The organism is Pseudomonas sp. LBUM1652 (assembly GCF_059716105.1).
This window is the reverse complement of the sequence record NZ_CP166804.1, coordinates 4590185-4615274: the sequence shown is the minus strand read 5'-3', so window position 1 is coordinate 4615274 and position 25090 is coordinate 4590185. Positions and strand designations below refer to the sequence as shown.

Sequence of the window (25090 nt, the reverse complement as noted above, 5' to 3'; positions counted from 1 at the left end):
ATTCTAGCGGAGGCACGCAAGTGACGGACAGGGCACAATTTCCTTTGACATGGGTGGGTGCATCCCTATAATGCTGCGCCTATGTTGAATGACCCGATTCCACCTCACGTTGACCCGCGCAAATTGGCTGACCGTGGCACCACCCTTCAAGGTGAACTGCTGCTGGCCGATTTGAAGAGACTCTGCGACCCGCTTTCCGACAATGTCGGTACGGTGCAGGCGAAATTCGTTTTTGAACGAGATGAACGTAAATCTGTGGTAATCCACAGCTTTATCGACACCGAAGTCAAAATGGTTTGCCAGCGTTGTCTTGAGCTGGTCACCCTGCCGATCCACAGCGAATGCAGTTACGCTGTAGTGAAGGAGGGTGCGAATACCCAGTCGTTACCGAAAGGTTATGACGTGCTGGAACTGGGCGAAGATCCATTGGATCTGCAGTCACTGGTCGAGGAAGAGCTTTTGCTCGCTTTGCCCATTGTGCCTGCTCATCATCCGGAAGAATGCCAGCAGCCGGCGGGAGCAGATGAGCCCGAACCGAGCGAGGACGAGGTAACGCGGTCCAACCCGTTCAGTGTATTGGCGCAGTTAAAGCGTGACCCAAACGTTTAGGAGTTAATCAATTATGGCTGTTCAGCAGAACAAAAAATCCCGCTCTGCCCGTGACATGCGCCGTTCGCACGACGCTCTCGAGGCTAGCACCCTGTCTGTAGAAAAAACCACTGGTGAAGTTCACCTGCGTCACCACGTATCGCCAGAAGGCGTATACCGTGGCCGTAAAGTGATCGACAAGGGCGCTGACGAGTAATCACTTGTCCGCTCAAGTCATCGCGATTGACGCAATGGGCGGGGACTTCGGTCCCCGCAGCATTGTTCAGGCCAGCCTTGCTTGCCTGTCTGCTACGCCCTCGCTGCACCTGACCCTCGTCGGTCAACCCTCCCTTCTTGAAGAATTGATCAACGGCCAATCGGCTGCCGATCGCGCGCGCCTGACGATTTTTCCGGCGTCCGAGGTCATCACCATGGACGAAAAGCCGACTCAGGCCTTGCGTGGCAAGCCCGATTCGTCGATGCGTGTCGCCCTTGAGCTGGTGCGTGATGGCAAGGCTCAGGCCTGCGTCAGTGCCGGCAATACCGGTGCGCTGATGGCTCTGTCGCGATTTGTACTCAAGACGTTGCCCGGCATCGACCGGCCGGCGATGGTTGCTGCTATCCCCACGCAGAAAGGTTATTGCCAGTTACTCGACCTGGGCGCCAACGTAGATTGCAGTGCAGAGCACCTTTTGCAGTTTGCGGTGATGGGTTCGGTGGCCGCGCAGACGCTCGGCATTGCCCGTCCACGCGTGGCGTTGCTGAATATCGGCACCGAGGACATCAAAGGCAATCAGCAGGTCAAGCTGGCTGCTACTCTGCTGCAGGCTGCCCGAGGCATCAATTACATCGGTTTCGTCGAAGGTGACGGGTTGTATCGTGGCGAAGCGGACGTCGTGGTCTGCGATGGATTTGTCGGGAATATCCTGCTCAAGTCCAGTGAAGGCCTGGCGACGATGATTGCTGCGCGCATCGAGGCGCTGTTCAAAAAGAATCTTGCCTCCCGCGCTGTCGGTGCCCTGGCGTTGCCGCTGATGAAGCGGTTGCAGGCTGATCTGGCGCCGGCGCGACATAATGGCGCAAGCTTCCTCGGCTTGCAGGGTATCGTGGTGAAAAGTCACGGTTCGGCTGGGGTTCAGGGCTTTCAGAGTGCGATTTCCCGTGCCCTGATCGAGATTCAGGAGAATCTTCCCGAGCGCCTCCACGGTCGTCTGGAGGATCTGTTGTCTTAGGCGTTTTCGTCGGACAATGCTTAAATGTGACCGCCCGGTTCAAAGGGCCATCCAACTGTCAGTTTCTTGCGTCCCCAAGCGGGGCGTCATTCTCCGACGACAAGATCATTAGGGGCTTGTTACATGTCTGCTTCCCTCGCATTCGTCTTTCCAGGACAGGGTTCGCAGTCCCTCGGCATGCTGGCCGAGCTGGGCGCGCAACATCCGTTGATCCTCGAAACTTTCAAAGAAGCATCCGATGCTCTGGGCTATGACCTGTGGGCACTGACCCAGCAGGGGCCGGAAGAGCTGCTCAATCAAACCGATAAAACCCAACCGGCCATTCTGACCGCCTCGATCGCCCTGTGGCGTCTGTGGCTGGCTGAAGGTGGTGCGCGTCCGGCCTTTGTTGCCGGTCACAGCCTGGGTGAATACAGCGCCCTGGTTGCTGCTGGCAGTCTGACACTGGCTGACGCGGTGAAACTCGTCGAGCGCCGTGGTCAACTGATGCAGGAAGCTGTTCCGGCCGGGCAGGGCGGCATGGCTGCCATCCTCGGTCTGGAAGATGCCGACGTGCTGGCTGCCTGTGCCGAAGCGGCACAAGGCGAAGTGGTCAGTGCCGTCAACTTCAACTCGCCTGGCCAGGTCGTGATTGCCGGTGCCAAGGCTGCTGTTGAGCGTGCCATCGAAGGTTGCAAGGCCCGTGGCGCCAAGCGCGCCATGCCGCTGCCGGTGAGCGTGCCGTCGCACTGCGAACTGATGCGTCCGGCTGCCGAGCGCTTTGCCGAATCCATCGCCGCCATCGACTGGCAGGTGCCGCAGATCCCGGTGGTGCAGAACGTCAGCGCGCAAGTGCCGGCCGATCTGGAAACCCTCAAGCGTGATCTGCTCGAACAACTGTACAAGCCGGTTCGCTGGGTCGAGTCGGTACAGACTCTGGCCGCGAAGGGCGCGACCAATCTGGTCGAATGCGGTCCGGGCAAAGTACTGGCCGGTCTGAACAAACGTTGCGCCGAAGGCGTTGCGACTTCCAACCTCAATACCCCAGACGCTTTCGCTGCCGCTCGCGCAGCGCAAGCCTGAATCAGGAGAAGCTTGCATGAGTCTGCAAGGTAAAGTTGCACTGGTAACCGGTGCAAGCCGCGGTATCGGCCAGGCTATCGCACTGGAACTGGGTCGTCAGGGCGCCATCGTTATTGGCACCGCGACCTCTGCCAAGGGTGCCGAGGCGATTGCCGCCACTCTGAAAGAGCACGGCATTCAGGGCACCGGTCTGGAACTGAACGTGACCAGTGACGAGTCGGTCAGCAAAGTGATCGCGAGCATTCAGGAACAGTTCGGTGCGCCGGCGATTCTGGTCAATAATGCCGGTATCACCCGCGATAACCTGATGATGCGCATGAAAGACGATGAATGGTACGACGTGATCGATACCAACCTGAACAGTCTATATCGCCTGTCCAAGGGCGTTCTGCGCGGCATGACCAAGGCGCGTTGGGGTCGAATTATCAGTATTGGCTCGGTGGTGGGTGCCATGGGCAACGCAGGCCAAGTAAACTATGCAGCCGCCAAGGCCGGTCTGGAAGGTTTCAGCCGTGCAATGGCGCGTGAAGTCGGTTCGCGTTCGATTACGGTCAACTCGGTAACCCCAGGGTTTATCGACACTGATATGACCCGCGAGCTGCCTGAAGCACAGCGTGAAGCCTTGCAGACGCAGATTCCGCTGGGTCGTCTGGGACAAGCTCAAGAGATCGCGTCTGTGGTCGCTTTTCTTGCATCCGACGGTGCGGCATACGTTACTGGGGCTACAATCCCGGTGAACGGTGGGATGTACATGTAAGTAAAATGTGACGGATTGCTTCAAAAAAATGTCATACGAGCTGTCTAAAATCCGTTATAAAGCTGCAATCTATTTATAGGCAGAGGGTCGCAGGGTTTGAGGAGTGAAGCTTTCAGTTGAAAAGCTGAAAAGTCTTTCTATACACTTACCCACTGGCCAGCTGCCTGAATTTGTCCATTAGGAGTGAAAACAAGGTATGAGCACCATCGAAGAGCGCGTCAAGAAAATCGTTGCCGAGCAACTGGGTGTTAAAGAAGAAGAAGTGGTCAACACCGCTTCCTTCGTAGAAGACCTGGGTGCCGACTCCCTTGACACCGTTGAGCTGGTGATGGCTCTGGAAGAGGAATTCGAGACCGAAATCCCTGACGAAGAAGCTGAGAAGATCACTACTGTACAAGCTGCAATCGATTACGTTACTAACCACCAGGCTTAATAGCTTGTAATCGTTGCTTGCTGTCATGGAAAAACCGCACTGCCATCATGGCGTGCGGTTTTTTCTTTAGGCCTGATGCAAAATCGTCATTTGAAAAAGGAGAGTGCTGTGTCGCGTAGACGCGTCGTAGTCACCGGTATGGGTATGTTGTCGCCACTGGGCACGGATGTGCCGAGCAGTTGGCAGGGCATTCTGGCTGGCCGCAGTGGCATTGGTCTGATCGAACACACCGACCTTTCTGCCTATTCCACCCGCTTTGGCGGCTCGGTGAAGGGCTTCAATGTCGAGGAATACCTGTCGGTCAAGGAAGCGCGCAAGCTCGATCTGTTCATTCAGTACGGTCTCGCGGCGGGTTTTCAAGCCGTACGCAATGCCGGTCTGGAAGTCACTGACGCCAACCGTGAACGCATTGGCGTGGCCATGGGTTCGGGGATCGGCGGTCTGACCAACATCGAAGAAACCAGCCGTACTCTGCATGAGACGGGCCCGCGTCGAATTTCTCCATTCTTCGTGCCAGGCTCGATCATCAATATGATTTCCGGTTTCCTGTCCATCCATCTGGGTGCACAGGGGCCTAACTACGCCATCGCCACAGCGTGTACCACTGGTACGCACTGCATCGGCATGGCGGCGCGCAACATCATGTACGACGAAGCTGACGTGATGATCGCCGGCGGTGCCGAAATGGCCGCGTGCGGTCTGGGTATGGGTGGCTTCGGCGCATCCCGTGCGCTGTCGACCCGCAACGACGAGCCAACTCGCGCCAGTCGTCCGTGGGACAAGGGCCGTGACGGCTTTGTGTTGTCCGACGGTGCCGGTGCTCTGGTGCTCGAAGAACTCGAGCACGCCAAGGCGCGCGGCGCGACCATCTACGCCGAGCTGATCGGTTTTGGCACCAGCGGCGATGCGTTCCATATGACTTCGCCCCCCGCCGATGGCGCCGGTGCGGCTCGTTGCATCACCAATGCGCTGCGCGATGCAAAAATCAACGCCGATCAAGTGCAATACATCAACGCCCACGGCACTTCGACCTCGGCCGGCGACCTCGCCGAAGCCAACGCGATCAAGTCGGTGTTTGGCGATCACGCCTACAAGCTGGCGGTCAGTTCGACCAAGTCCATGACCGGTCACCTGTTGGGTGCGGCGGGCGCAGTCGAGGCAATCTTCAGCGTACTGGCGATCAACAGTCAGGTGGCACCACCGACCATCAACCTTGAAGAGCCTGATGAGGGCTGTGATCTCGATTTTGTGCCGCACACCGCGCGCAACATGGACATCGATGTCGTGCTCTCCAACTCCTTCGGTTTTGGCGGTACCAACGGCACCTTGGCGTTCCGTCGGTTCGCGGGCTGATGGACAGCTGGGTCGACGGTCAACCGGCTGACGCTCTGTCGCTGAAAGATCGCGGCCTGGCTTACGGCGATGGTCTGTTCGAGACCATCGCCGTGCGTGGCGGCCAACCGTTATTGCTGGATCGACACCTGATGCGATTGGCCGATGGCTGCACGCGTCTGGCCATTGCGGCCGATATCGAACTGATTCGCCAGGAGCTGCTGAGCTATGCGGCAGCGATGAGCGAGGGCGTGCTCAAGCTCATCCTCACCCGTGGCGACGGTTTGCGCGGTTATGCGCCCGATCCCGCGGCGCCGGGCCGACGCATTCTGCAAGGCAACCCACCCGCCGCTTATCCCGCCGTCCATGCCGAACAGGGCGTTCGCCTGTTTCCGTGCAGCACGCGATTGTCCAAACAACCTTTGCTGGCTGGACTCAAACACCTCAATCGACTGGAACAAGTGCTCGCTCGCGCCGAATGGCAAGACAGCGAGCACGCCGAAGGCTTGATGCTCGATCAGGCTGGTCGGGTCATTGAGGGTGTTTTCAGCAATCTGTTTCTGGTGCGTGACGGTGTATTGGTCACGCCCGATCTGAAGCGTTGCGGTGTCGCTGGTGTGATGCGTGCAGAAATATTGTTTCAGGCCGAGTCATTGGCCATCTCCACTCAAATCGCCGACATCAGCCTTGATCAACTGCAATGGGCCGATGAAGTGTTTGTCTGCAACAGCGTGTATGGCGTCTGGCCGGTACGTGCCTACGCTGCACTGAGCTGGCCGGTTGGCCCGCTCACCCGTAAACTGCAAACCATTTCCCGCGCCCTACTGGATGCCTGATTCGTGAGACGTAAACTTTTGCTGCTGCTGGAAACCGGACTGGTTCTGGCAGGGCTGTTGTTGGGCGCCAGCGCCTGGAAGATTCACTCCGCACTGGAACAGCCTCTGAACATCACGCAGGAAGAACTGCTGGATGTGCCGAAAGGATCTACACCGACCCGTACTTTCCTCGAACTTGAAACCGATGGCGTCATCAAGGACGCTTTCTGGCTTCGGGTCTATTGGCGTTTCAATCTTGCCGGTACGCCGATCCACACCGGTGAATACCGCATGCAACCCGGCATGACCGTCAATGGACTGATCGATTCGTGGAAGCGTGGCGACGTGGTGCAGTACAGCCTGACCTTGGTCGAAGGCTGGAATTTTCATCAGGTGCGCGCCGCTTTGGCGAAAGATGAAAAGATCGAGCAGACCCTCAATGGTTTGAGCGACAGTGACGTGATGGCGAAGATTGGCCACAAGGGCTTGTTCCCGGAAGGTCGTTTCTTCCCTGATACCTACCGCTTCGTACGCGGAGTTTCTGATACCGAACTGCTGAAAAAGGCTTTTGATCGTCTTGATGAAGTGCTGGCCAAGGAGTGGGAAAAGCGCTCCGTCGATGCGCCTTACAAGGAACCCTATCAAGCGCTGATCATGGCCTCGCTGGTCGAGAAAGAAACCGGTGTGCCGCAAGAGCGCGGTGAGATTGCCGGGGTTTTCGTGCGCCGGATGGCGCTTGGTATGCAGTTGCAGACCGATCCCACCGTGATCTACGGGTTGGGTGATCGCTACACCGGCAAGTTGACCCGCGCTCATCTCAAGGAGCCGACGCCGTATAACACCTATGTGATTCCTGGCTTGCCGCCGACGCCGATTGCGATGGTCGGGCGCGAAGCGATTCATGCGGCACTGAACCCGGTGGACGGTAGCAGTCTCTATTTTGTAGCTCGTGGCGACGGCAGCCATGTGTTCTCTGACGACCTCGATGCCCATAACAGCGCGGTGCGAGAGTTCCAACTCAAGCGACGTGCGGATTACCGCTCAAGCCCGGCGCCAGTGACGACGCCTGAAGCGGCTCCGGCCACTGAGGAAGCGATTCCAGCGGCATCACCGGATACTGCGCCAGAGTCGCTGCCATCGGTTCCTCCCCAGGAACCTGCACCGGAAGCAGCAGCACCACAAAACACGCAATGACTTTGATTAAGGACTGCCTGTGACTGGCTTGTTTATTACCCTGGAAGGGCCGGAAGGCGCCGGTAAAAGCACCAACCGCGAATACCTCGCCGAGCGCCTGCGCGCCGCCGGTATCGAAGTGGTGCTGACCCGCGAGCCCGGCGGAACACCGTTGGCCGAGCGGATTCGCGACGTGCTGCTGGCCCCGGCCGACGAAGTCATGAACCCGGACACTGAGCTGTTGCTGGTATTCGCCGCGCGCGCTCAGCATCTGGCTGAAGTGATCCGCCCGGCACTGGCACGCGGTGCGGTGGTGTTGTGCGATCGTTTCACTGATTCGACTTACGCCTATCAGGGCGGCGGCCGCGGTTTGTCGCTGGAGCGGATCGCCGCGCTGGAAACCTTTGTGCAAGGTGATCTGCGTCCGGACCTGACCCTGATTTTCGACCTGCCGGTAGAAATCGGTCTGGCTCGCGCCAGCGCTCGTGGTCGTCTCGATCGTTTCGAACTGGAAGGCCGGGCATTTTTTGAAGCGGTGCGTAGCGCATTCCTGAAGCGGGCTGAAGCCGATCCTGCGCGCTATGTGCGGATCGACGCCGGTCAGCCATTGGTCAAGGTTCAGCAATCGCTGGATACGTTGCTCCCGAACTTGCTGGAGCTGGCCCGTGGCTGAGGCCTACCCATGGCAAGACAGCCTCTGGCAGCAACTGGCCGGACGTAAGCAGCACGCACATGCCTATCTGATGCATGGCCCGGCCGGGATCGGCAAACGGGCATTGGCGGAGCGGTTGATGGCCAGTCTGCTGTGCCAGCGGCCCACGCCCGAAGCGTGCGGCGAATGCAAATCCTGTCTGTTGCTCAGGGCCGGGAGCCATCCGGACAATTACATCCTCGAGCCGGAAGAAGCCGACAAGGCAATCAAGGTCGATCAGGTGCGCGATCTGGTCAGTTTCGTGGTGCAGACCGCGCAACTGGGCGGTCGCAAGGTCGTATTGATCGAGCCGGTGGAGTCGATGAACATCAACGCCGCCAACGCCTTGCTCAAAAGTCTTGAAGAGCCTTCCGGCGATACCGTGCTGTTGCTGGTCAGTCACCAGCCGAGCCGGTTGTTGCCGACCATCAAGAGCCGTTGCGTGCAGCAGGCCTGTCCGCTGCCGGGCGAGGCCATGAGCCTGCAATGGCTGGCGCAGGCGCTGCCGGAATGTTCCGCAGAGGAGCGTGTCGAGCTGTTGACGTTGGCGGCCGGTTCGCCACTGGCGGCGGTCAGTCTTCAATCCCAAGGCGTTCGCGAACAGCGCGCGCAGGTAGTTGAAGGGGTGAAGAAACTGCTCAAGCAGCAGCAATCGCCGACGCAACTGGCCGAAGAATGGAAAAGCATTCCGATGCTGCGTCTGTTCGACTGGTTCTGCGACTGGTCGAGCTTGATCCTGCGTTATCAACTGACTCAGGATGAAGCCGGGCTCGGTCTGACCGACATGCGCAAGGTGGTGCAGTATCTCGCGCAGAAAAGTGCGCAGGGTAAAGTGCTCGATATTCAGGACTGGATTCTCGCTCAACGGCAGAAAGTCATGAGCAAGGCCAACCTTAATCCGGCGTTGCTGCTGGAAGCGTTGTTGGTGCAATGGGCAGGATTGCCTGGCCAAAGATAAGAATGTGTACCTAGACTCTGAACATCAGCAGTGGAGGTCAATATGAATGAACCCGTCAGCCCGGGGCCGCGCAACGGCATTTTGTCCCTGACCATCAAGGACAAGTCAGTGCTTTACGCGGCCTACATGCCGTTCATCAAGAACGGTGGTCTGTTCATCCCGACCAACAAAAGCTACAAGTTGGGCGATGAGGTGTTCATGTTGCTGAACCTGATGGATGAGGCGGAGAAGATTCCGGTGGCCGGTAAAGTCGCCTGGATTACCCCCAAAGGTGCGCAAGGCAACCGCGCGGCGGGTGTCGGCGTGCAGTTCAACGATGGCGATAACACCGCGCGCAGTCGCATCGAAACCCATCTGGCCGGAGCCCTCAAGTCCGACCGTCCCACTCATACGATGTAAGTTGCAGTCTCTTTTATGCTCGTAGATTCCCATTGTCACCTTGATCGCCTCGACCTCGCCGCCCATGACGGCTCGCTGGATGCTGCACTCGATGCCGCCCGCGAGCGCGGGGTAGGGCACTTTCTGTGCATCGGCGTCAGCGCCGACAACGCCGCTGACGTCAAAGCTCTGGCCGACCGATACGAAGACGTCGACTGTTCGGTCGGGGTGCATCCGTTGGATGTGCAGCCCGGCGCGGCGCCAGCGCTGGACTGGTTGCTGCACGAACTCAATCACCCGAAAGTGGTGGCGATCGGCGAAACCGGTCTGGACTATCACTACGAGCCGGAAGCCGCCGAGCTGCAACAGGCGTCGTTCCGCCTGCACCTGCAAGCGGCGCAGCAAACCGGCAAACCGGTGATCATCCATACCCGTGGCGCCCGCGCCGATACCCTTGAGCTGCTGCGTGAAGCGGCGTTGCCCCAGGCCGGCGTGCTGCATTGCTTCACCGAAGACTGGGACATGGCCAAAGCAGCGCTGGACATGGGTTATTACATTTCGCTGTCGGGCATTGTCACGTTCCGCAATGCCGACGCCTTGCGCGATGTGGCGAGCAAAGTCCCGGCGGATCGCCTGCTGGTGGAAACCGATTCGCCGTATCTGGCGCCGATCCCTTATCGTGGCAAACCGAACCTGCCGCAATATGTGCGCGAAGTGGCCGAGTTTCTGGCGATGCTGCGCGGCGAAAACTATGAGCGTTTTGCCGAGCAGACCACCGAGAACTTCAAGCGGTTGTTCCCGTTGGCCCATGTAAAAGGCTGAATCGCAGGCAAAAAAAACCCGGGTTCTGGGGGGTGAATCCGGGTTAAGACCATTAGGAGTAAAACAAAGGCACGCGGTCCTTTGGTACCTTTATCGGCGCGGCACTTGGGGGAGATGCCGCCCGACAGTTCAAGTATTGATCAGTCTGGCGTGCAGTCCAGTTAGCCGGTCGGGGTTTTTAAACAAATTTGGAATACGTTCGCTTCAGTTGAGTTCTCATTGCACCCCAAACGTTCCCAAAACGAACAAGAAACACAGATATGGTCGGATGATCCGTGCATTTTTGCGCAAGTTAGGCATAATACGCGGCTTCGAATTTTGACCCTTCAGACCTTTTCTTATGCACAAAGAACCTCGTAAGGTCCGTGAGTTTCGTCGCCGCGAGCAAGAAATTCTCGATACCGCGCTCAAGCTGTTCCTCGACCAAGGTGAAGACAGTGTCACCGTCGAGATGATTGCTGATGCCGTGGGTATCGGCAAAGGCACGATTTACAAGCACTTCAAGTCCAAGGCCGAGATCTATTTGCGCCTGATGCTCGATTACGAGCGCGATTTGAACGAGCTGCTGCATTCCGCCGATGTCGATAAGGACAAGGAAGCGCTGTCCCGCGCCTACTTCGAATTCCGCATGCGTGACCCTCAGCGTTATCGCCTGTTTGATCGCCTCGAAGAAAAGGTGGTCAAGGGCAATCAGGTGCCGGAGATGGTCGAGGAGCTGCACAAGATCCGTGCCTCGAATTTCGAACGCCTCACCTTGCTGATCAAGGGCCGCATCAGCGAAGGCAAGCTGGAAGATGTGCCGCCGTATTTCCACTATTGCGCTTCCTGGGCGTTGGTGCACGGCGCAGTGGCGCTGTATCACTCGCCGTTCTGGAGCAATGTGCTGGAAGATCAGGAAGGTTTCTTCCAGTTCCTGATGGATATCGGGGTGCGCATGGGCAACAAGCGCAAGCGCGACCCGGAAACGCCGAGCAGCTGAGCCATTCACTTCCCTTATTGCGCCATGATTTCGCTACATGGCGCAGTACCGCAGGAATATACTCAGGCATAGGGCTTGCTAAAACTTGATTTGTGAGTCAAGTTTTAGCGGCTCGATTTTCAATCGCCGGAGTGATCATGATCGTTGACCGTCAAGGCAGGCGTTTTCGCAATTTGCGGATCAGTCTGACCTCAGCCTGCAATTATGCCTGTACCTACTGCGTGCCCAACGGCAAGCGGCTGGTCGCTGCGCAGGATGAACTGTCGGCCGAAGCCATGGCACGCGGCGTGGCCTATCTGATCGAAGCCGCAGGCATCGAGCGCCTGCGTATTACCGGCGGCGAGCCGCTGGTCAGCCCCAAACTCGAATCGTTCATGACCGCCGTCGGCAAGATGGGGCTGGACGACATCAGCCTGACCACCAATGGTCAACTGCTCGCCAAAAAGCTCCCGCTGCTGGTAGACGCCGGTCTGCGCCGGATCAATGTTTCCCTCGATACTCTCGACGCCAGCGCGTTTCGCAGTATTGCCCGTGGCGGCGACCTGGCCACAGTGCTCGACGGCATGGATCAAGCCGCAGCGGCAGGAATGAAGATCAAGGTCAACATGGTGCCGTTGCGCGGGCAGAATCTCGATCAGGTGATGCCGCTGCTTGATTACTGTCTTGAGCGTGGATTTGAACTGCGTTTCATCGAGCTGATGCGCATGGGCCACCTGGCCAAAGACTCCAATGCTTTCCTGCAACAGTTTGTCAGTCTGCAACAGTTGCTGGAGCTCATTGGCGAGCGTTATGAGTACGCGCAAACCGATGCGCCCGTGGACGCCACGGCCGTGCGTTACTCTATTCCCGGGTTGGGTAACTTCGGCGTGATTGCCAACGAAAGCGTGCCGTTTTGCCGGACTTGCTCGCGGTTGCGCTTGTCGTCGACCGGTTGGTTGCACGGTTGCCTGTCGTCGAGCAATCGCCATTACGTCGGCGATCTGCTGGATAAACCACGTCATCAAGCGCTGCCGGCGCTGCAAAGGCTGCTGGTCAAAGCCTTGGGTGACAAGCAGGAAGTGGCGTTCTCTGGCGGCGCGACGGTCATGAAAATCATCGGCGGCTGAAGAACCGCATTCGCCATACCCTCGAGCTGGCGCAAAAGCTGCATTCAACGGCCATTCGCCGGTTTTCCGTCACCGGCTTCTGGAGGATGAGGATGCGTAGCCTGGTTTTGCTGCTGGCCGTTTTGGCGCTTAGCGGCTGCATGAATGTCAGCGATATGGCCGAAGGCACTCGCTACCACATGAGCGACGCGGGGCTGCTGGATCACAGCGACAGCCGCCGCGTGAACAACTTCCGCATTCAGCCGGACTCGTTCATCTACATCGCTCAGGGCGCCTTTGCACCACCGGGTGGTTCGTATCCGCGACCGAACGTAGTGGCAGAGGAAGCCTTCAAGGGTTTTGTCGAGTATTTCCCGATGGTCCGTCGCGCGCGCGCGCCCGAAGGCCTTGATCAGGCAATGGGTGAAGCCCGCGATGCGGGTGCTCATTACCTGCTGTACACGCGTTTCGCCAAGGCCGACGACCGCATTGGTAACTCCGATGAATGGCTCGATCAGGAGTACGTGGATCGCCTGGGCATCGATGGCGGCGTGATTCAGATCATGTTGATCGAGACCAGCACCCAGTATTTGATTGATACTGCACGTATCAAGAGTCGTGGCGGTTTACTGACGTTCCACGACAACAAACCCGAAGACCTGATCGGCCCTCCGCTTGCTCAATATGCACGCAGCCTGTTGGGGGTCGGCGACCAATAAGCCAAGGAGTACGCCATGAGTGGCCCGCAAAAAGCCAATGACCTGTTGGGACAGATCCCCAAAACCAAAGGCCTGCCGCCGGTGCACTTGTGGAATCCGGACTTCTGCGGCGACATCGACATGCGCATCGCCCGAGACGGCACCTGGTATTACCTGGGCACGCCGATCGGGCGCAAGCCGATGGTCAAGTTGTTCTCCACGATCATCCGCCGCGACGGCGATGATTATTTCCTGATTACCCCGGTCGAAAAGGTCGGGATCAAAGTCGACGACGCGCCGTTTGTAGCGATTGCCGTGGAGGTTGAAGGCGAGGGCGAGGCGCAGGTGCTGCGTTTTACCACCAACGTCGACGAAACCGCCGAGGCGGGGCCCGAGCATCCGATCCGCGTCGAGATTGATCCTGCCACGCAAGAGCCTGCGCCGTATGTGCACGTGCGCACCAACCTCGAGGCGTTGATCCACCGCAATGTGTTCTACCAATTGGTGGAGTTGGCGGTCAGTCGCGAAATCGATGGCCAGCGCTGGCTTGGGGTTTGGAGCAGCGGTGAGTTCTTCCGCATCGGACTCGAGCCTTAAAAGATCGCAGCCTTCGGCAGCTCCTACATTTGGAATGCAATCTCCTGTAGGACCTGCCGAAGGCTGCGATCTTTTTTGTCGTTGACACCCAATCGTATGATGATTAGCGTGGACACCCATCGCGATCCGCTTTGAGGTGTTCATGTCCAGCAGCTTTCATGCGTCAACGGTCGACTGGCTCGGCAGTTGGATCGCCGCTGGTCAGGTGAAACCTGGGCAGACCATCAAGGTCGAGGCCGATCTGGGCGAACAGCTCGGGGTTAGCCGCACGGTCATCCGCGAAGCCATCAAAACCCTCGTCGCCAAAGGCATGCTTGAAGTCGGGCCGAAAGTCGGCACTCGCGTGTTGCCGGTGCGGCGCTGGAATCTGTTCGATCCGCAAGTGGTCGGTTGGCTGTCGCGCAACGGCCTGCCGGAAAACTTCGTTGATGACCTGCTTGATTTGCGCCGCACCATCGAACCCATGGCCGTGCGCTGGGCTTGCGAGCGAGCGACCCTCGAGCAGATCGAGGCGGTGCAACTGGCCTATAACGCGCTGGAGCGGGCGGTCGACAGCAGCAAGGATTACAACCGCGCCGACCAGACGTTCCACGAATGCATTCTCGCTGCCAGCCACAATCAGTTCATCGAACAAATGGTCCCGGCCCTGGGCGCCTTGCTTGCGGTGTCGTTCGAAGTCTCCGCCGCCGACCCCGATGAACTGCGTCGCACCTTGCCGATCCACAAAGACATGGCCGACGCCATCGCCGCTCGCGATTCCGCGCGGGGCGTATGGGCCTGCATGACACTGATCGACAATGCGGACCTGGCGATCAAACGCTTTTACCCCAAAGTCATGGCTGACAAAAAAGCCGGCTAAATACCCACACACTAAAAACAACAAAGAAGGATCGCCATGACCTGGACCGCACTGACCCAACACCGCGCCAAACTCGGCGAAGGCCCGTTCTGGGACGCACCAACGCAAGCGCTGTACTGGGTCGATATTGCTGGCAAGCAAGCCCTGCGCCTGATCGGCCAGAACGTGCAGATCTGGCAAATGCCCGAGCATGTGTCGGCGTTCATTCCTTGTGCCAGCGGTGATGCGCTGGTGACTCTGAGCAGTGGCGTCTATCGCCTCGATCTCGGTTCTCCGGGACTCGACCCGCGCCTGACCCTGTTCTGCGTTGCTGATCCGCAACCCGGCAACCGCGCCAACGAAGCTCGCTGTGATGCCCTGGGCCGGTTATGGCTCAGCACCATGCAAAACAACATCGGCGAGCAGGGCGAAGACCTGCCGATCATCCGCCGCTCGGGTGGACTGTTCCGTATTGATCCGGATAAACGCGTCACGCCGCTGCTGCGCGGTTTGGGGATTCCCAACACGCTGCTGTGGAGCGACGACGGCAGCACGTTGCTGTTCGGTGACAGCCTCGACAGCACGCTTTATCGCTATTTCGTTCACACCGACGGCAATCTCGACACCGCTTACATCTGGTACGGCCCCGATCAACAGGGCGGTCCGGACGGTTCGGCCATGGATAGTGAAGGCTATGTGTGGAACGCGCGTTGGGACGGCAGTTGCCTGTTGCGCCTGACGCCTGAAGGCAAAGTCGATCGCAAGATTGATTTGCCGATCAGCCGACCCACCAGTTGCGTATTCGGCGGCGAAGATCTGAAGACCCTGTACATCACCAGCGCCCACAGCCCGCTCAACCATCCGTTGGATGGCGCCGTGCTGTCGTTGCGGGTCGATGTCGCAGGAAAGCTCTGTACGCGTTTTGCAGGTTAGATCCCAAAATATGGGATGTAAAATTATATATTGAGATTATTTGCTGGTCGGGTTTATAGTCGGCTCCAGCAGTAACACGCACTCACACTTAAAAAGAACAAAACAGGTGAAGTGATGCAGCGAATTTCCATCGCACTCCTCAACGGAGTCGGCGTCTCGCAACAGCTCAATGCTGTCATCGGCGCCTGCCTGTTTTGTTTCAAACGCTTTCCAGACCGGACATCGTCAGATGCCCGGTTTTTTTGCGCTTGCGAACAGGAGTCCTGATTCATGGCTGAACCTCTTTCCCTGCCGCCGGTGCCCGCACCGCCCAAGGGTGAGCGCCTGAAAAACAAAGTCGTGCTGCTGACCGGCGCTGCCCAAGGCATCGGTGAAGCCATCGTCGCGGCCTTCGCCTCGCAGCAAGCGAAACTGCTGATCAGCGATATTCAAGTCGAGAAGGTCGAGAAGGTTGCCGCCCACTGGCGCGAGCAGGGCGCGGACGTGCAGGCGCTCAAGGCAGATGTGTCGCGCCAGCAGGATCTCCACGCCATGGCAAGACTCGCCGTCGAACGGCATGGGCGCATCGACGTGTTGGTCAACTGCGCCGGCGTCAACGTGTTCCGTGATCCGCTGCAGATGAGCGAAGAAGACTGGCATCGCTGTTTCGCCATTGATCTGGACGGCGCCTGGTACGGTTGCAAAGCGGTATTGCCGCAGATGATCGAGCAGGGCGTCGGCAGCATCATCAACATCGCCTCGACCCATTCTTCACACATCATTCCCGGCTGCTTCCCGTACCCGGTGGCCAAGCACGGCCTGCTCGGTCTGACCCGTGCGCTGGGCATCGAATACGCGGCCAAGGGCATTCGCGTCAATGCCATCGCGCCCGGCTACATCGAAACCCAACTCAACGTTGATTACTGGAACGGTTTCGCCGACCCGCACGCCGAGCGTCAGCGTGCCTTCGATCTGCATCCGCCGAAACGCATTGGCCAGCCGCTGGAAGTGGCGATGACGGCAGTGTTTCTGGCCAGTGACGAAGCACCTTTTATCAACGCTTCATGCATCACCATTGATGGTGGTCGCTCGGTGATGTACCACGACTGAGCGAACGGGCTTCAGGCGTATAAGTCCGCTTGAAATCCAATCATCATACGATATGACTATTTTCGACAGGCTTTGCAGTAACACGCTTCAAACGCATTAACGCTTTTCAAATATTGCTCAAAAAAAATAACAAGGAGTCAGCTTATGAAACGTCGTTTCGGGATTCGTACCCTGTGCACTACCGCGCTGGCGGTCAGCGCATTCAGCCTGAGCAGTGCGCTGCTCGCTGCCGATACCGTGAAAATCGGCTTTCTGGTCAAACAGGCCGAAGAACCGTGGTTCCAGACCGAATGGGCATTCGCCGAGAAAGCCGCCAAGGACAAGGGTTTTGAACTGATCAAGATCGCCGTGCCGGATGGCGAGAAGACGTTGTCGGCCATCGATAGCCTGGCCGCCAATGGCGCCAAGGGCTTTGTGATTTGCCCACCGGACGTTTCCCTCGGGCCGGCCATCATGGCTAAAGCCAAACTCAATGACCTAAAAGTGATTGCTGTCGACGATCGTTTCGTCGACGCCAACGGCAAGTTCATGGAAGACGTGCCGTACCTCGGCATGGCCGCGTTCGAAGTCGGTCAGAAGCAGGGCGCCGCGATGGCCGCCGAAGCGAAAAAACGTAACTGGGACTGGAAAGACACCTACGCGGTGGTCAACACCTACAACGAACTCGACACCGGCAAGAAGCGCACCGACGGCTCGGTCAAAGCCCTGGAAGAGGCCGGCATGCCGAAAGACCACATCCTCTTCGCCGCCCTGAAAACCCTCGACGTGCCGGGCAGCATGGACGCGACCAACTCGGCGCTGGTGAAACTGCCGAGTGCGGCGAAGAACCTGATCATCGGCGGCATGAATGACAACACCGTGCTTGGCGGCGTGCGCGCCACCGAAGCGGCCGGTTTCGCTGCGGCCAACGTGATCGGTATCGGCATCAACGGCACCGACGCCATCGGCGAACTGAAAAAGCCCAACAGCGGCTTCTACGGTTCCATGCTGCCGAGCCCGCACATCGAAGGCTACAAGACTGCCGAGATGATGTACGAGTGGGTCACCACCGGCAAAGAGCCACCGAAGTACACCGCCATGGACGACGTCACCCTGATCACCCGCGAGAACTTCAAGCAAGAGCTGGAAAAAATCGGCTTGTGGAACTGACGGCAACGCCGGCCCGGGCAACCGGGCCGTTTGATCAGGCCGTTCTGAACACGGCGATGAGGTGGCTTAAATGCACGCGCAAGTACAAACAACACAACACAACGCTGGCGGCAGCCTGCGCTTCAACGGGATCGGCAAAACCTTTCCCGGCGTGAAAGCGTTGGACGGCATCAGCTTCGTCGCCCATCCCGGCCAAGTCCACGCCTTGATGGGCGAGAACGGCGCCGGAAAGTCGACCCTGCTGAAAATCCTCGGTGGCGCTTACATCCCCAGCAGCGGCGAGTTGCAGATCGGCGAGCAGACGATGGCGTTTAAATCGACTGCCGACAGCATCGGCAGCGGCGTGGCGGTGATTCACCAGGAACTGCATCTGGTGCCCGAAATGACCGTGGCAGAGAACCTGTTTCTCGGTCACTTGCCCGCCAGTTTCGGCCTGATCAATCGCGGCGTTTTACGTCAGCAAGCCCTGAACTGCCTCAAAGGCCTGGCCGACGAAATCGATCCGCAGACCAAGGTCGGACGCTTGTCACTTGGCCAGCGGCAATTGGTGGAAATCGCCAAGGCCCTGTCGCGCGGCGCCCATGTCATCGCCTTCGACGAGCCGACCAGCAGCCTCTCGGCCCGTGAGATCGACCGCTTGATGGCGATCATCGGGCGCTTGCGTGACGAGGGTAAAGTCGTGCTCTACGTCTCGCATCGCATGGAAGAAGTGTTCCGCATTTGCGACGCGGTGACCGTGTTCAAGGACGGTCGCTACGTGCGTACTTTCGAGGACATGAGCCAGTTGACCCACGATCAACTGGTGACCTGCATGGTCGGACGCGACATTCAGGACATCTACGATTATCGCAATCGTCCGCGCGGCGCGGTGGCGCTGAAAGTCGACGGCTTGCTCGGGCCGGGCCTGCGCGAGCCGATCAGTTTCGAGGCGCACAAAGGCGAGATTCTCGGGCTGTTCGGTCTGGTCGGGGCAGGGCGCACCGAGTTGTTTCGTTTGCTCAGTGGCCTGGAGCGCAATACCGCCGGACGCCTCGAACTGCGTGGCCACGAGCTGAAGTTACGTTCACCCCGCGATGCGATTGCTGCCGGGATTCTGCTGTGCCCGGAGGATCGTAAAAAGGAAGGGATCATCCCGCTGGCCAGCGTCGCCGAGAACATCAATATCAGCGCCCGTGGCGCGCACTCCGGTCTCGGTTGCCTGTTGCGCGGACTCTGGGAAAAGACCAACGCCGAGAAGCAGATCAAGGCGCTGAAAGTGAAAACGCCCCACGCCGGCCAGCAGATCAAATTCCTTTCCGGTGGCAATCAGCAGAAGGCCATTCTCGGCCGCTGGTTGTCGATGCCAATGAAAGTCCTGCTGCTCGACGAACCGACCCGTGGCATCGACATCGGTGCCAAAGCCGAGATCTACCAGATCATCCATAACCTGGCCGCTGACGGCATTTCGGTGATCGTGGTGTCCAGCGACCTGATGGAAGTGATGGGCATTTCCGACCGCATCCTGGTGCTGTGCGAAGGCGCCCTGCGCGGCGAAGTCAGCCGTGACCAGGCCAATGAATCCAACCTGCTGCAACTGGCTTTGCCACGCCACCGCGCTGACGGCGTGGCGAACTGAGAGGTGACTATGATGACAACCCAGAAAGAAACCCTGCCGACCGAGCGCAAACCTTTGGATATGCGGCGCTTCCTCGATGACTGGGTCATGCTGTTGGCAGCCGTCGGCATCTTCGTGGCCTGCACGCTGTTGATCGACAACTTTCTCTCGCCGCTGAACATGCGTGGCCTCGGCCTGGCGATTTCCACCACCGGGATTGCCGCGTGCACCATGCTGTATTGCCTGGCGTCCGGGCACTTCGACTTGTCGGTAGGCTCGGTGATTGCCTGCGCCGGCGTGGTCGCGGCGGTGGTCATGCGTGACACCAACAGCGTGTTCCTCGGCGTCAGTGCAGCTTTGGTGATGGGCCTGATTGTCGGGCTGATCAACGGCATCGTGATTGCCAAGTTGCGGGTCAATGCGTTGATCACCACATTGGCGACCATGCAGATTGTCCGTGGTCTGGCCTACATTTTTGCCAACGGCAAAGCGGTCGGCGTGTCGCAGGAATCGTTCTTCGTGTTCGGCAATGGCCAGTTGTTCGGCGTGCCGGTGCCGATCCTGATCACCATCGTCTGCTTCCTGTTTTTCGGCTGGTTGCTGAACTACACCACCTACGGGCGCAACACCATGGCCATCGGTGGCAACCAGGAAGCGGCGTTGCTGGCGGGTGTGAACGTTGATCGGACCAAAATCATCATCTTCGCCGTGCATGGCGTGATCGGTGCGTTGGCCGGTGTGATTCTGGCGTCGCGGATGACCTCCGGGCAGCCGATGATCGGCCAAGGTTTTGAGCTGACGGTGATCTCGGCTTGCGTGTTGGGCGGGGTGTCGCTGAGCGGCGGGATCGGCATGATTCGGCATGTAATTGCCGGGGTGTTGATTCTGGCGATCATCGAGAATGCGATGAACCTGAAGAATATCGATACGTTTTATCAGTATGTGATTCGTGGGTCGATTTTGTTGTTGGCTGTGGTTATTGACCGTCTGAAACAGCGCTGAGACCAAAAGCCCCTCACCCCAGCCCTCTCCCGGAGGGAGAGGGGGCCGACCGAGGTGTCTTGCGCTCTACATTGACCTGAAGAATCCAGTCGATTGTGGATTCGTTAAAGCACGCTCAGGTCGGCGTATCTCTGAAGCATCCCCCAATCAGTCCCCTCTCCCTCCGGGAGAGGGCTAGGGTGAGGGTGATCACTCCCAAAAAATATCTCTTGCCCACACAACCCCGTTTCGGTTATCAATTTGTACATGATTAGACAGGTACGATTTGACAAGAAACAACGGGTGGTCGACGAACTCGTCCGGCGCATCGAAAGCGGCCTCATGGAGGACGGCTTTCTGTTGCCCGGCGAGCATCAGTTGGCTCAAGAATTCAAGGTCAGCCGTGGCACGCTGCGCGAAGCGCTGGCCGAACTGAAGCGGCGCAAATACATCGCCACGCAAAGCGGGGTCGGCTCCATCGTCACGTTTGACGGTGTTGTGCTCGACCAGCGCAGCGGCTGGGCGCAGGCGCTGGCCGACAGCGGGGCGCTGGTCAATACCGAAGTGTTGCGCCTGGAAGCCGTGACTCGGACTGACTTGCTGTCGCGTTTCGGCACCGACCAATTCATCACCCTCGACCGCCGTCGCCGTTCCAACGACGGCACGCTGGTGTCCCTCGAACGTTCTTTGATGCCGGCCACCGGCGGCCTGGAAAGCCTGCCGCGAGTCGGTCTGATCGATAATTCCCTGACCATCACCTTGGCCGCCTACGGCTACATCGGCGAGCGCGGCGATCAGTGGATCGGCGCCGAACCGTTGAATGCCGAAGATGCCGAGCTGCTCGGCCGTCCGGTCGGCACCGTATTCCTCAAAGCCTTGCGTACCACTTACGACCGGCAGAACCGTTTCATGGAGCAGGTCGAAAGCCTGCTCGATCCGGTGCATTTCCGCATGCACCTGCAATTTGGAGAATCAAAATGACCACGCTTAACCGTGCCCTTGGCGCTTTCTATGGCCTGGCCCTCGGTGATGCGCTGGGCATGCCGACGCAATCGCTGAACCGCGAAACGATCAAGGCCCGCTTCGGCCAGATAACCGATCTGCAGGATGCTGGCCCGCTGCAACCGATCGCTGCAAACATGCCCAAAGGCTCGATCACCGATGACACCGAACAGGCGATTCTGGTTGGCGAATTGTTGATCGAAGGCAAGGGCCGGATCGAGCCGGCGATCCTTGCGCAACGGCTGATCGAATGGGAAGCCGAAATGCAGGCCAAGGGCTCGCAGGATTTGCTTGGCCCGTCGACCAAACGCGCTATTGAAATGATCCTCGCCGGGCATTCACCGGAAGAGGCCGGACGCTACGGCACCACCAATGGCGCGGCGATGCGCATCACCCCGGTGGGGATTGCGGCGGACGTTGCCGATCCCGAGCGCTTTATCGCGGCGGTGGTGCAGGCCTGTCAGGTCACCCACAACACCACGCTGGGGATTTCCAGCGCGGCGGCGGTGGCGGCAGTGGTTTCCGCCGGCATTAATGGCATGGATCTGGGCGAGGCGTTGAACCTCGGTCAGCAGATTGCTCAACAAGCGGAGTCGCACGGGCACTGGGTGGCCGGTGGGCGCATCGCGTCGCGCATCAGTTGGGCACGCAGTATCAGCGTCGACAGCGACAAAGCGTTGCTGGCGGATCTGCTCTACGACGTGATCGGCACTTCGGTGGCGTCGCAGGAATCGGTGGTGGTGTCGTTCGCGCTCGCGCAGCAAGTGGCCGTCGGTGAGATGAGCGCGTTTGATGCGTTGTGCATGGCTGCAAGCCTTGGCGGAGACACTGACACCATCGCCGCGATACTCGGGGCAATGCTTGGGGCCTGCCTGGGTCTTGAGAGTTGGCCTGCGCCGATGATCGAGACGGTGAAAACCGTCAATGCTCTTGAGCTGGAACCGTTGGTGCAAGGACTCCTTACTCTGCGCTGAGCACCCCCTGTGTAGGAGCTGCCGGAGGCTGCGATCTTTTGATCTTCAACAGTCTTCAGCCCGCCACAAAATCAAGGTCAAAAGATCGCAGCCTGCGGCAGCTCCTACAGGGGATGTGCAGGTTATTGAATTGCCCATAAACACAAAAAAGGCAACAGGAGCACTTTCATGAGTTCATCAAACGCCGGGCAAAGCGCCGGGCAACTGGAAACCCGCGGCATCGAGCCGGTCCCGGAAGCTGAGTGCAACGGGCATCCGCTGCAACTGTTCTGGGTCTGGTTCGCGGCTAACATTTCCATTCTCGGCCTGCCGCTGGGGGCCACGCTGGTTGCGTTTCGCGGCTTGGCGATCTGGCAGGCGATCATCGTCGCGATCATCGGCGCTGCCGGTTCGTTTGCGGTGGTCGGGATCATCTCCATCGCTGGCCGTCGAGGTCGAGCGCCGAGCCTGACCCTGTCGCGAGCGATCTTCGGGGTACGCGGCAACATCGGCCCGACGCTGGTCTCGCTGATGTCGCGGCTGGGCTGGGAAACCGTCAACACCACCACCGCCGCGTTCGTCTTGTTGTCGCTGTGCTCGATCCTGTTCGGCTCGCCGGTTGAAGCGAAAAGTGCGCCGGTGCTGACGCTGATCTTCATCGCGATTTTCGTCCTGCTGACCCTGTCAGTCTCTGGCCTCGGCCATGCCACGTTGCTGGTAATCCAGAAGTGGGCGACCTACGTGTTCGGCGCGTTGAACATTCTGGTCGGCGGCTTCCTCTGCGCGACCATCGACTGGAGCGCGGTGTTCAACGCTACACCTGCGCCGATGAGCGCAATGATCATCGGCATCGGCACCATGGCCGCCGGCACCGGTATCGGCTGGGCCAACGCGGGCGCCGACATGTCGCGCTATCAACATCGCAGCGTCAAAGCCGCGCGTCTGGTGGCCTCGGCGGCGTTCGGCGCCGGCATTCCGCTGGTGCTGCTGATCACCCTCGGCGGCCTGCTCTCGGTGGGCAACAACGACCTCGCGTCGGCGACTGACCCGATCGTGGCGATCCGCGACATGCTGCCGACCTGGATGGCCGTGCCATACCTGATTACCGCGTTCGGTGGTCTGCTGCTGTCGAACAACCTGTCGGTGTACTCCGCCGGTTTGACCACGCTGACCCTCGGCCTGAAGGTCAAACGCGTCTACGCGGTGGTGGTCGATATCGTTGCGATCTTTGCCGGTTCGATCTACTTCATGTTGATCGCCGACAGCTTTTACGGCCCGTTTATCACTTTCATTTCCTTGCTGGCGGTGCCGATCACGGCATGGGTCGGGATCTTCGTGGTCGACTTGATTCACCGTCACTACTACAGCCCGACAGACTTGCTCGACGTCAGCCCGAGCAGCGCTTACTGGTATCGCGGCGGCGTCGAGTGGCGTGCGTTCGGCGCGTGGGCGATTGCTATCGTGCTCGGTTTCAGCTTCACCACCATCGGCACCACCGCGGAAAATGTCTGGTTCAAAGGCTTCCTGTCCGACTCGTGGCTGGGCCACAACGGCCTCGGCTGGATCGTGACGTTCGTGGTCGCCGGTGGCATTTACTTTGTACTGGGCGGGGCGAAAGATCGCCGTGCCGCGCAAACCGAGAATGCTCATGCCTAAGATGTTGCACACCGGCCAGGTCATCATCGACCTGGTCATGGCCGTGGATAAACTGCCACAAATCGGCGGCGACGTGCTGGCGCAGTCCGCCGGTTTCGAGGCCGGCGGCGGCTTCAACGTAATGGCTGCGGCAGTGCGTAATGGCCTGCCGGTGGTTTATCTCGGTCGCCATGGCACGGGGCGTTTCGGTGATCTGGCGCGCCAGGCGATGGACGCTGAAGGCATTCACATTGGCATCAGCACGGCGGCACAACGCGACACTGGTTTGTGTGTGGCGTTGACCGATGCGTCGGCCGAGCGCAGTTTCATTTCCTACATCGGCGCTGAAGGTGAGGTGACGGTCGAGGATTTGAACAGCGTCCCCGCCGAAGCCGGGGACTATGTTTACGTCAGCGGTTACAGCCTGTTGCATGAAGGCAAGGCTCAGCCGTTGCTCGACTGGACGCTGGCGTTGCCGGCCACGATCAACGTGGTGTTCGATCCGGGACCGCTGGTGGAGTCGCCGGATTCACCGTTGATGCAGGCATTGCTGCCGCGCATCGATGTGTGGACCAGCAACAGTGTCGAGGCGTTGCGGTTTACCGGGGCTGAAGACATTGGCGTGGCGCTGGATCGTCTGGCCGAGCATCTGCCAAAGGATGTGCTGATGGTGGTGCGCGACGGGCCGCAGGGTTGCTGGATTCACCAGCGTGGCGAGCGTCGGCATGTGCCGGGGTTTGCCGTGAAAGCGGTGGACAGCAACGGTGCCGGTGATGCCCATGCGGGAGTATTTGTCGCGGGGTTGGCGCAGGGGTTGTCAGCCCATGAAGCGGCGCGGCGGGCGAATGCGGCGGCGGCACTGGCGGTGACGCGGTGGGGGCCGGCTACTTCGCCGGGGAGTGCTGAGGTTGATGCGTTAATCCGCGAATCCTGCGGTGACTGATCCATAGCTATCGCTAGGTAGCTCCCACATTGCATCTTTGCCAATCACAGGCCCCTGTAGGAGCAGCCTGCGGCAGCTCCTACAGGGTCAGACGGTGTCAGCTATCGAGTTTGCGCGCCGCTTCAACGCCGGCGGCACTGAGCTTGATCGGCAGGTGCAACGAATGTTCGCCGGCCTCGTTGCAGGTCACATGACCATGGTGAATCAGTCCACGTTCCTGCAAAGCGGCGAGGGCGCTGGCCACGACTTTCTCGCCCCGGTAATTGTCCAGCACCTCCTTGCCCAGTCCGCTCGGGTGAGCGTGCAGCAGGCGGGTGAGGACTTCTTTTTCCAGGTTTTTATCGACGTTCATGGTTACCTCTTCATGGATGTG

The 25090-nt window shown here is 59.1% G+C and carries 28 protein-coding genes; 27 read left to right on the top strand and 1 reads right to left on the bottom strand.

All coding sequences use genetic code 11. The features are described 5' to 3' along the window. Window positions 1-81 precede the first annotated feature (81 nt). The 27 genes from ACA069_RS20755 (at window position 82) to ACA069_RS20625 (ending at window position 24717) form a co-directional block, all read left to right on the top strand. Complete coding sequence (locus ACA069_RS20755) at window positions 82-609, top strand: YceD family protein (protein ID WP_095188591.1); 528 nt, start codon at window positions 82-84, stop codon at window positions 607-609. A 13-nt stretch (window positions 610-622) separates the two neighbouring features. Then, complete coding sequence (rpmF, locus tag ACA069_RS20750) at window positions 623-805, top strand: 50S ribosomal protein L32 (RefSeq protein WP_003179396.1); 183 nt, start codon at window positions 623-625, stop codon at window positions 803-805. A 4-nt stretch (window positions 806-809) separates the two neighbouring features. Beyond that, window positions 810-1820: a phosphate acyltransferase PlsX gene (gene plsX, locus ACA069_RS20745; RefSeq protein WP_187677795.1), complete on the top strand. Its 1011-nt coding sequence runs from the start codon at window positions 810-812 to the stop codon at window positions 1818-1820. Window positions 1821-1943: 123 nt separating this feature from the next. After that, the gene (gene fabD / locus ACA069_RS20740; protein ID WP_187677794.1) at window positions 1944-2882 is read left to right on the top strand and encodes an ACP S-malonyltransferase; all 939 of its coding nucleotides are present in this window, start codon (window positions 1944-1946) and stop codon (window positions 2880-2882) included. Window positions 2883-2898: 16 nt separating this feature from the next. Next, window positions 2899-3639, top strand: a complete 741-nt coding sequence (fabG, locus tag ACA069_RS20735; protein ID WP_095188588.1) for a 3-oxoacyl-ACP reductase FabG — start codon at window positions 2899-2901, stop codon at window positions 3637-3639. A gap of 196 nt (window positions 3640-3835) precedes the next feature. After that, window positions 3836-4072 (top strand): acyl carrier protein, encoded by a 237-nt coding sequence (gene acpP, locus ACA069_RS20730; protein WP_003442511.1) that lies wholly within the window; start codon window positions 3836-3838, stop codon window positions 4070-4072. A gap of 108 nt (window positions 4073-4180) precedes the next feature. Beyond that, entirely contained in the window at window positions 4181-5425 is a 1245-nt protein-coding gene (gene fabF, locus ACA069_RS20725) for a beta-ketoacyl-ACP synthase II (protein ID WP_187677793.1), read from the top strand. Next, the gene (gene pabC, locus ACA069_RS20720; protein WP_497615121.1) at window positions 5425-6240 is read left to right on the top strand and encodes an aminodeoxychorismate lyase; all 816 of its coding nucleotides are present in this window, start codon (window positions 5425-5427) and stop codon (window positions 6238-6240) included. The genes fabF and pabC overlap by 1 nt, the downstream gene beginning before the upstream one ends. 3 nt (window positions 6241-6243) lie before the next feature. Beyond that, window positions 6244-7413: an endolytic transglycosylase MltG gene (gene mltG / locus ACA069_RS20715; protein WP_497615120.1), complete on the top strand. Its 1170-nt coding sequence runs from the start codon at window positions 6244-6246 to the stop codon at window positions 7411-7413. 19 nt (window positions 7414-7432) lie between these two features. After that, entirely contained in the window at window positions 7433-8065 is a 633-nt protein-coding gene (tmk, locus tag ACA069_RS20710) for a dTMP kinase (protein WP_187677790.1), read from the top strand. Next, complete coding sequence (locus ACA069_RS20705) at window positions 8058-9041, top strand: DNA polymerase III subunit delta' (protein ID WP_187677789.1); 984 nt, start codon at window positions 8058-8060, stop codon at window positions 9039-9041. Before tmk ends, ACA069_RS20705 begins: the two co-directional genes overlap by 8 nt. A 42-nt stretch (window positions 9042-9083) precedes the next feature. Beyond that, window positions 9084-9440: a PilZ domain-containing protein gene (locus ACA069_RS20700; RefSeq protein WP_007950801.1), complete on the top strand. Its 357-nt coding sequence runs from the start codon at window positions 9084-9086 to the stop codon at window positions 9438-9440. A 15-nt stretch (window positions 9441-9455) separates the two neighbouring features. Continuing rightward, on the top strand, window positions 9456-10241 hold the full coding sequence (locus ACA069_RS20695; protein WP_497615119.1) for a TatD family hydrolase: 786 nt from the start codon (window positions 9456-9458) through the stop codon (window positions 10239-10241). Window positions 10242-10581: 340 nt separating this feature from the next. Continuing rightward, on the top strand, window positions 10582-11220 hold the full coding sequence (locus tag ACA069_RS20690; protein WP_007908276.1) for a TetR/AcrR family transcriptional regulator: 639 nt from the start codon (window positions 10582-10584) through the stop codon (window positions 11218-11220). Window positions 11221-11357: 137 nt separating this feature from the next. Continuing rightward, a complete protein-coding gene (locus tag ACA069_RS20685; RefSeq protein ID WP_401270856.1) occupies window positions 11358-12326 on the top strand; it encodes a GTP 3',8-cyclase MoaA in 969 nt (322 codons plus the stop codon). A 92-nt stretch (window positions 12327-12418) separates the two neighbouring features. After that, complete coding sequence (locus tag ACA069_RS20680; RefSeq protein ID WP_497615118.1) at window positions 12419-13024, top strand: DUF4823 domain-containing protein; 606 nt, start codon at window positions 12419-12421, stop codon at window positions 13022-13024. Window positions 13025-13039: 15 nt separating this feature from the next. Beyond that, window positions 13040-13600, top strand: coding sequence for a DUF1285 domain-containing protein (locus tag ACA069_RS20675; protein ID WP_187677785.1), 561 nt, complete (start codon window positions 13040-13042; stop codon window positions 13598-13600). A gap of 142 nt (window positions 13601-13742) precedes the next feature. Beyond that, a complete protein-coding gene (locus tag ACA069_RS20670; RefSeq protein ID WP_187677784.1) occupies window positions 13743-14459 on the top strand; it encodes a FadR/GntR family transcriptional regulator in 717 nt (238 codons plus the stop codon). 36 nt (window positions 14460-14495) lie between these two features. Further along, complete coding sequence (locus ACA069_RS20665) at window positions 14496-15371, top strand: SMP-30/gluconolactonase/LRE family protein (RefSeq protein ID WP_497615117.1); 876 nt, start codon at window positions 14496-14498, stop codon at window positions 15369-15371. A gap of 270 nt (window positions 15372-15641) precedes the next feature. Beyond that, window positions 15642-16460: an SDR family oxidoreductase gene (locus ACA069_RS20660; RefSeq protein ID WP_489879011.1), complete on the top strand. Its 819-nt coding sequence runs from the start codon at window positions 15642-15644 to the stop codon at window positions 16458-16460. A gap of 144 nt (window positions 16461-16604) precedes the next feature. Continuing rightward, window positions 16605-17609: a substrate-binding domain-containing protein gene (locus ACA069_RS20655; protein WP_187677781.1), complete on the top strand. Its 1005-nt coding sequence runs from the start codon at window positions 16605-16607 to the stop codon at window positions 17607-17609. 70 nt (window positions 17610-17679) lie between these two features. Next, complete coding sequence (gene araG / locus ACA069_RS20650) at window positions 17680-19224, top strand: L-arabinose ABC transporter ATP-binding protein AraG (protein ID WP_187677780.1); 1545 nt, start codon at window positions 17680-17682, stop codon at window positions 19222-19224. A 12-nt stretch (window positions 19225-19236) separates the two neighbouring features. After that, window positions 19237-20205, top strand: a complete 969-nt coding sequence (araH, locus tag ACA069_RS20645; RefSeq protein ID WP_103306713.1) for an L-arabinose ABC transporter permease AraH — start codon at window positions 19237-19239, stop codon at window positions 20203-20205. A 246-nt stretch (window positions 20206-20451) separates the two neighbouring features. After that, window positions 20452-21165 carry a GntR family transcriptional regulator gene (locus tag ACA069_RS20640; RefSeq protein WP_187677779.1) on the top strand — a complete coding sequence of 238 codons (714 nt, stop codon included), beginning with the start codon at window positions 20452-20454 and terminating at the stop codon, window positions 21163-21165. After that, complete coding sequence (locus tag ACA069_RS20635; protein WP_497615116.1) at window positions 21162-22160, top strand: ADP-ribosylglycohydrolase family protein; 999 nt, start codon at window positions 21162-21164, stop codon at window positions 22158-22160. Before ACA069_RS20640 ends, ACA069_RS20635 begins: the two co-directional genes overlap by 4 nt. Before the next feature lie 168 nt (window positions 22161-22328). Further along, on the top strand, window positions 22329-23795 hold the full coding sequence (locus ACA069_RS20630; RefSeq protein WP_497615115.1) for a purine-cytosine permease family protein: 1467 nt from the start codon (window positions 22329-22331) through the stop codon (window positions 23793-23795). Next, window positions 23788-24717, top strand: a complete 930-nt coding sequence (locus tag ACA069_RS20625; protein ID WP_497615114.1) for a PfkB family carbohydrate kinase — start codon at window positions 23788-23790, stop codon at window positions 24715-24717. Before ACA069_RS20630 ends, ACA069_RS20625 begins: the two co-directional genes overlap by 8 nt. 97 nt (window positions 24718-24814) lie before the next feature. Here ACA069_RS20625 and ACA069_RS20620 read toward each other — a convergent pair whose 3' ends face one another. Next, on the bottom strand, window positions 24815-25069 hold the full coding sequence (locus tag ACA069_RS20620; protein ID WP_123453211.1) for a hypothetical protein: 255 nt from the start codon (window positions 25067-25069) through the stop codon (window positions 24815-24817). Between the last annotated feature and the right edge of the window lie 21 nt (window positions 25070-25090).

Bases quoted from the DNA above. Each gene is read 5' to 3' on its own strand.
- ACA069_RS20665 (WP_497615117.1), top strand. From the start codon at position 14,496: ATGACCTGGACCGCACTGACCCAACACCGCGCCAAACTCGGCGAAGGC.
- ACA069_RS20690 (WP_007908276.1), top strand. From the start codon at position 10,582: ATGCACAAAGAACCTCGTAAGGTCCGTGAGTTTCGTCGCCGCGAGCAA.
- araG (WP_187677780.1), top strand. From the start codon at position 17,680: ATGCACGCGCAAGTACAAACAACACAACACAACGCTGGCGGCAGCCTG.
- ACA069_RS20640 (WP_187677779.1), top strand. From the start codon at position 20,452: ATGATTAGACAGGTACGATTTGACAAGAAACAACGGGTGGTCGACGAA.
- ACA069_RS20700 (WP_007950801.1), top strand. From the start codon at position 9,084: ATGAATGAACCCGTCAGCCCGGGGCCGCGCAACGGCATTTTGTCCCTG.
- ACA069_RS20685 (WP_401270856.1), top strand. From the start codon at position 11,358: ATGATCGTTGACCGTCAAGGCAGGCGTTTTCGCAATTTGCGGATCAGT.
- acpP (WP_003442511.1), top strand. From the start codon at position 3,836: ATGAGCACCATCGAAGAGCGCGTCAAGAAAATCGTTGCCGAGCAACTG.
- ACA069_RS20620 (WP_123453211.1), bottom strand. From the start codon at position 25,069: ATGAACGTCGATAAAAACCTGGAAAAAGAAGTCCTCACCCGCCTGCTG.
- ACA069_RS20755 (WP_095188591.1), top strand. From the start codon at position 82: ATGTTGAATGACCCGATTCCACCTCACGTTGACCCGCGCAAATTGGCT.
- ACA069_RS20630 (WP_497615115.1), top strand. From the start codon at position 22,329: ATGAGTTCATCAAACGCCGGGCAAAGCGCCGGGCAACTGGAAACCCGC.
- ACA069_RS20675 (WP_187677785.1), top strand. From the start codon at position 13,040: ATGAGTGGCCCGCAAAAAGCCAATGACCTGTTGGGACAGATCCCCAAA.
- ACA069_RS20695 (WP_497615119.1), top strand. From the start codon at position 9,456: ATGCTCGTAGATTCCCATTGTCACCTTGATCGCCTCGACCTCGCCGCC.
- ACA069_RS20670 (WP_187677784.1), top strand. From the start codon at position 13,743: ATGTCCAGCAGCTTTCATGCGTCAACGGTCGACTGGCTCGGCAGTTGG.
- ACA069_RS20655 (WP_187677781.1), top strand. From the start codon at position 16,605: ATGAAACGTCGTTTCGGGATTCGTACCCTGTGCACTACCGCGCTGGCG.
- pabC (WP_497615121.1), top strand. From the start codon at position 5,425: ATGGACAGCTGGGTCGACGGTCAACCGGCTGACGCTCTGTCGCTGAAA.
- rpmF (WP_003179396.1), top strand. From the start codon at position 623: ATGGCTGTTCAGCAGAACAAAAAATCCCGCTCTGCCCGTGACATGCGC.
- ACA069_RS20625 (WP_497615114.1), top strand. From the start codon at position 23,788: ATGCCTAAGATGTTGCACACCGGCCAGGTCATCATCGACCTGGTCATG.
- fabG (WP_095188588.1), top strand. From the start codon at position 2,899: ATGAGTCTGCAAGGTAAAGTTGCACTGGTAACCGGTGCAAGCCGCGGT.
- araH (WP_103306713.1), top strand. From the start codon at position 19,237: ATGACAACCCAGAAAGAAACCCTGCCGACCGAGCGCAAACCTTTGGAT.
- ACA069_RS20680 (WP_497615118.1), top strand. From the start codon at position 12,419: ATGCGTAGCCTGGTTTTGCTGCTGGCCGTTTTGGCGCTTAGCGGCTGC.
- ACA069_RS20635 (WP_497615116.1), top strand. From the start codon at position 21,162: ATGACCACGCTTAACCGTGCCCTTGGCGCTTTCTATGGCCTGGCCCTC.
- fabD (WP_187677794.1), top strand. From the start codon at position 1,944: ATGTCTGCTTCCCTCGCATTCGTCTTTCCAGGACAGGGTTCGCAGTCC.
- ACA069_RS20660 (WP_489879011.1), top strand. From the start codon at position 15,642: ATGGCTGAACCTCTTTCCCTGCCGCCGGTGCCCGCACCGCCCAAGGGT.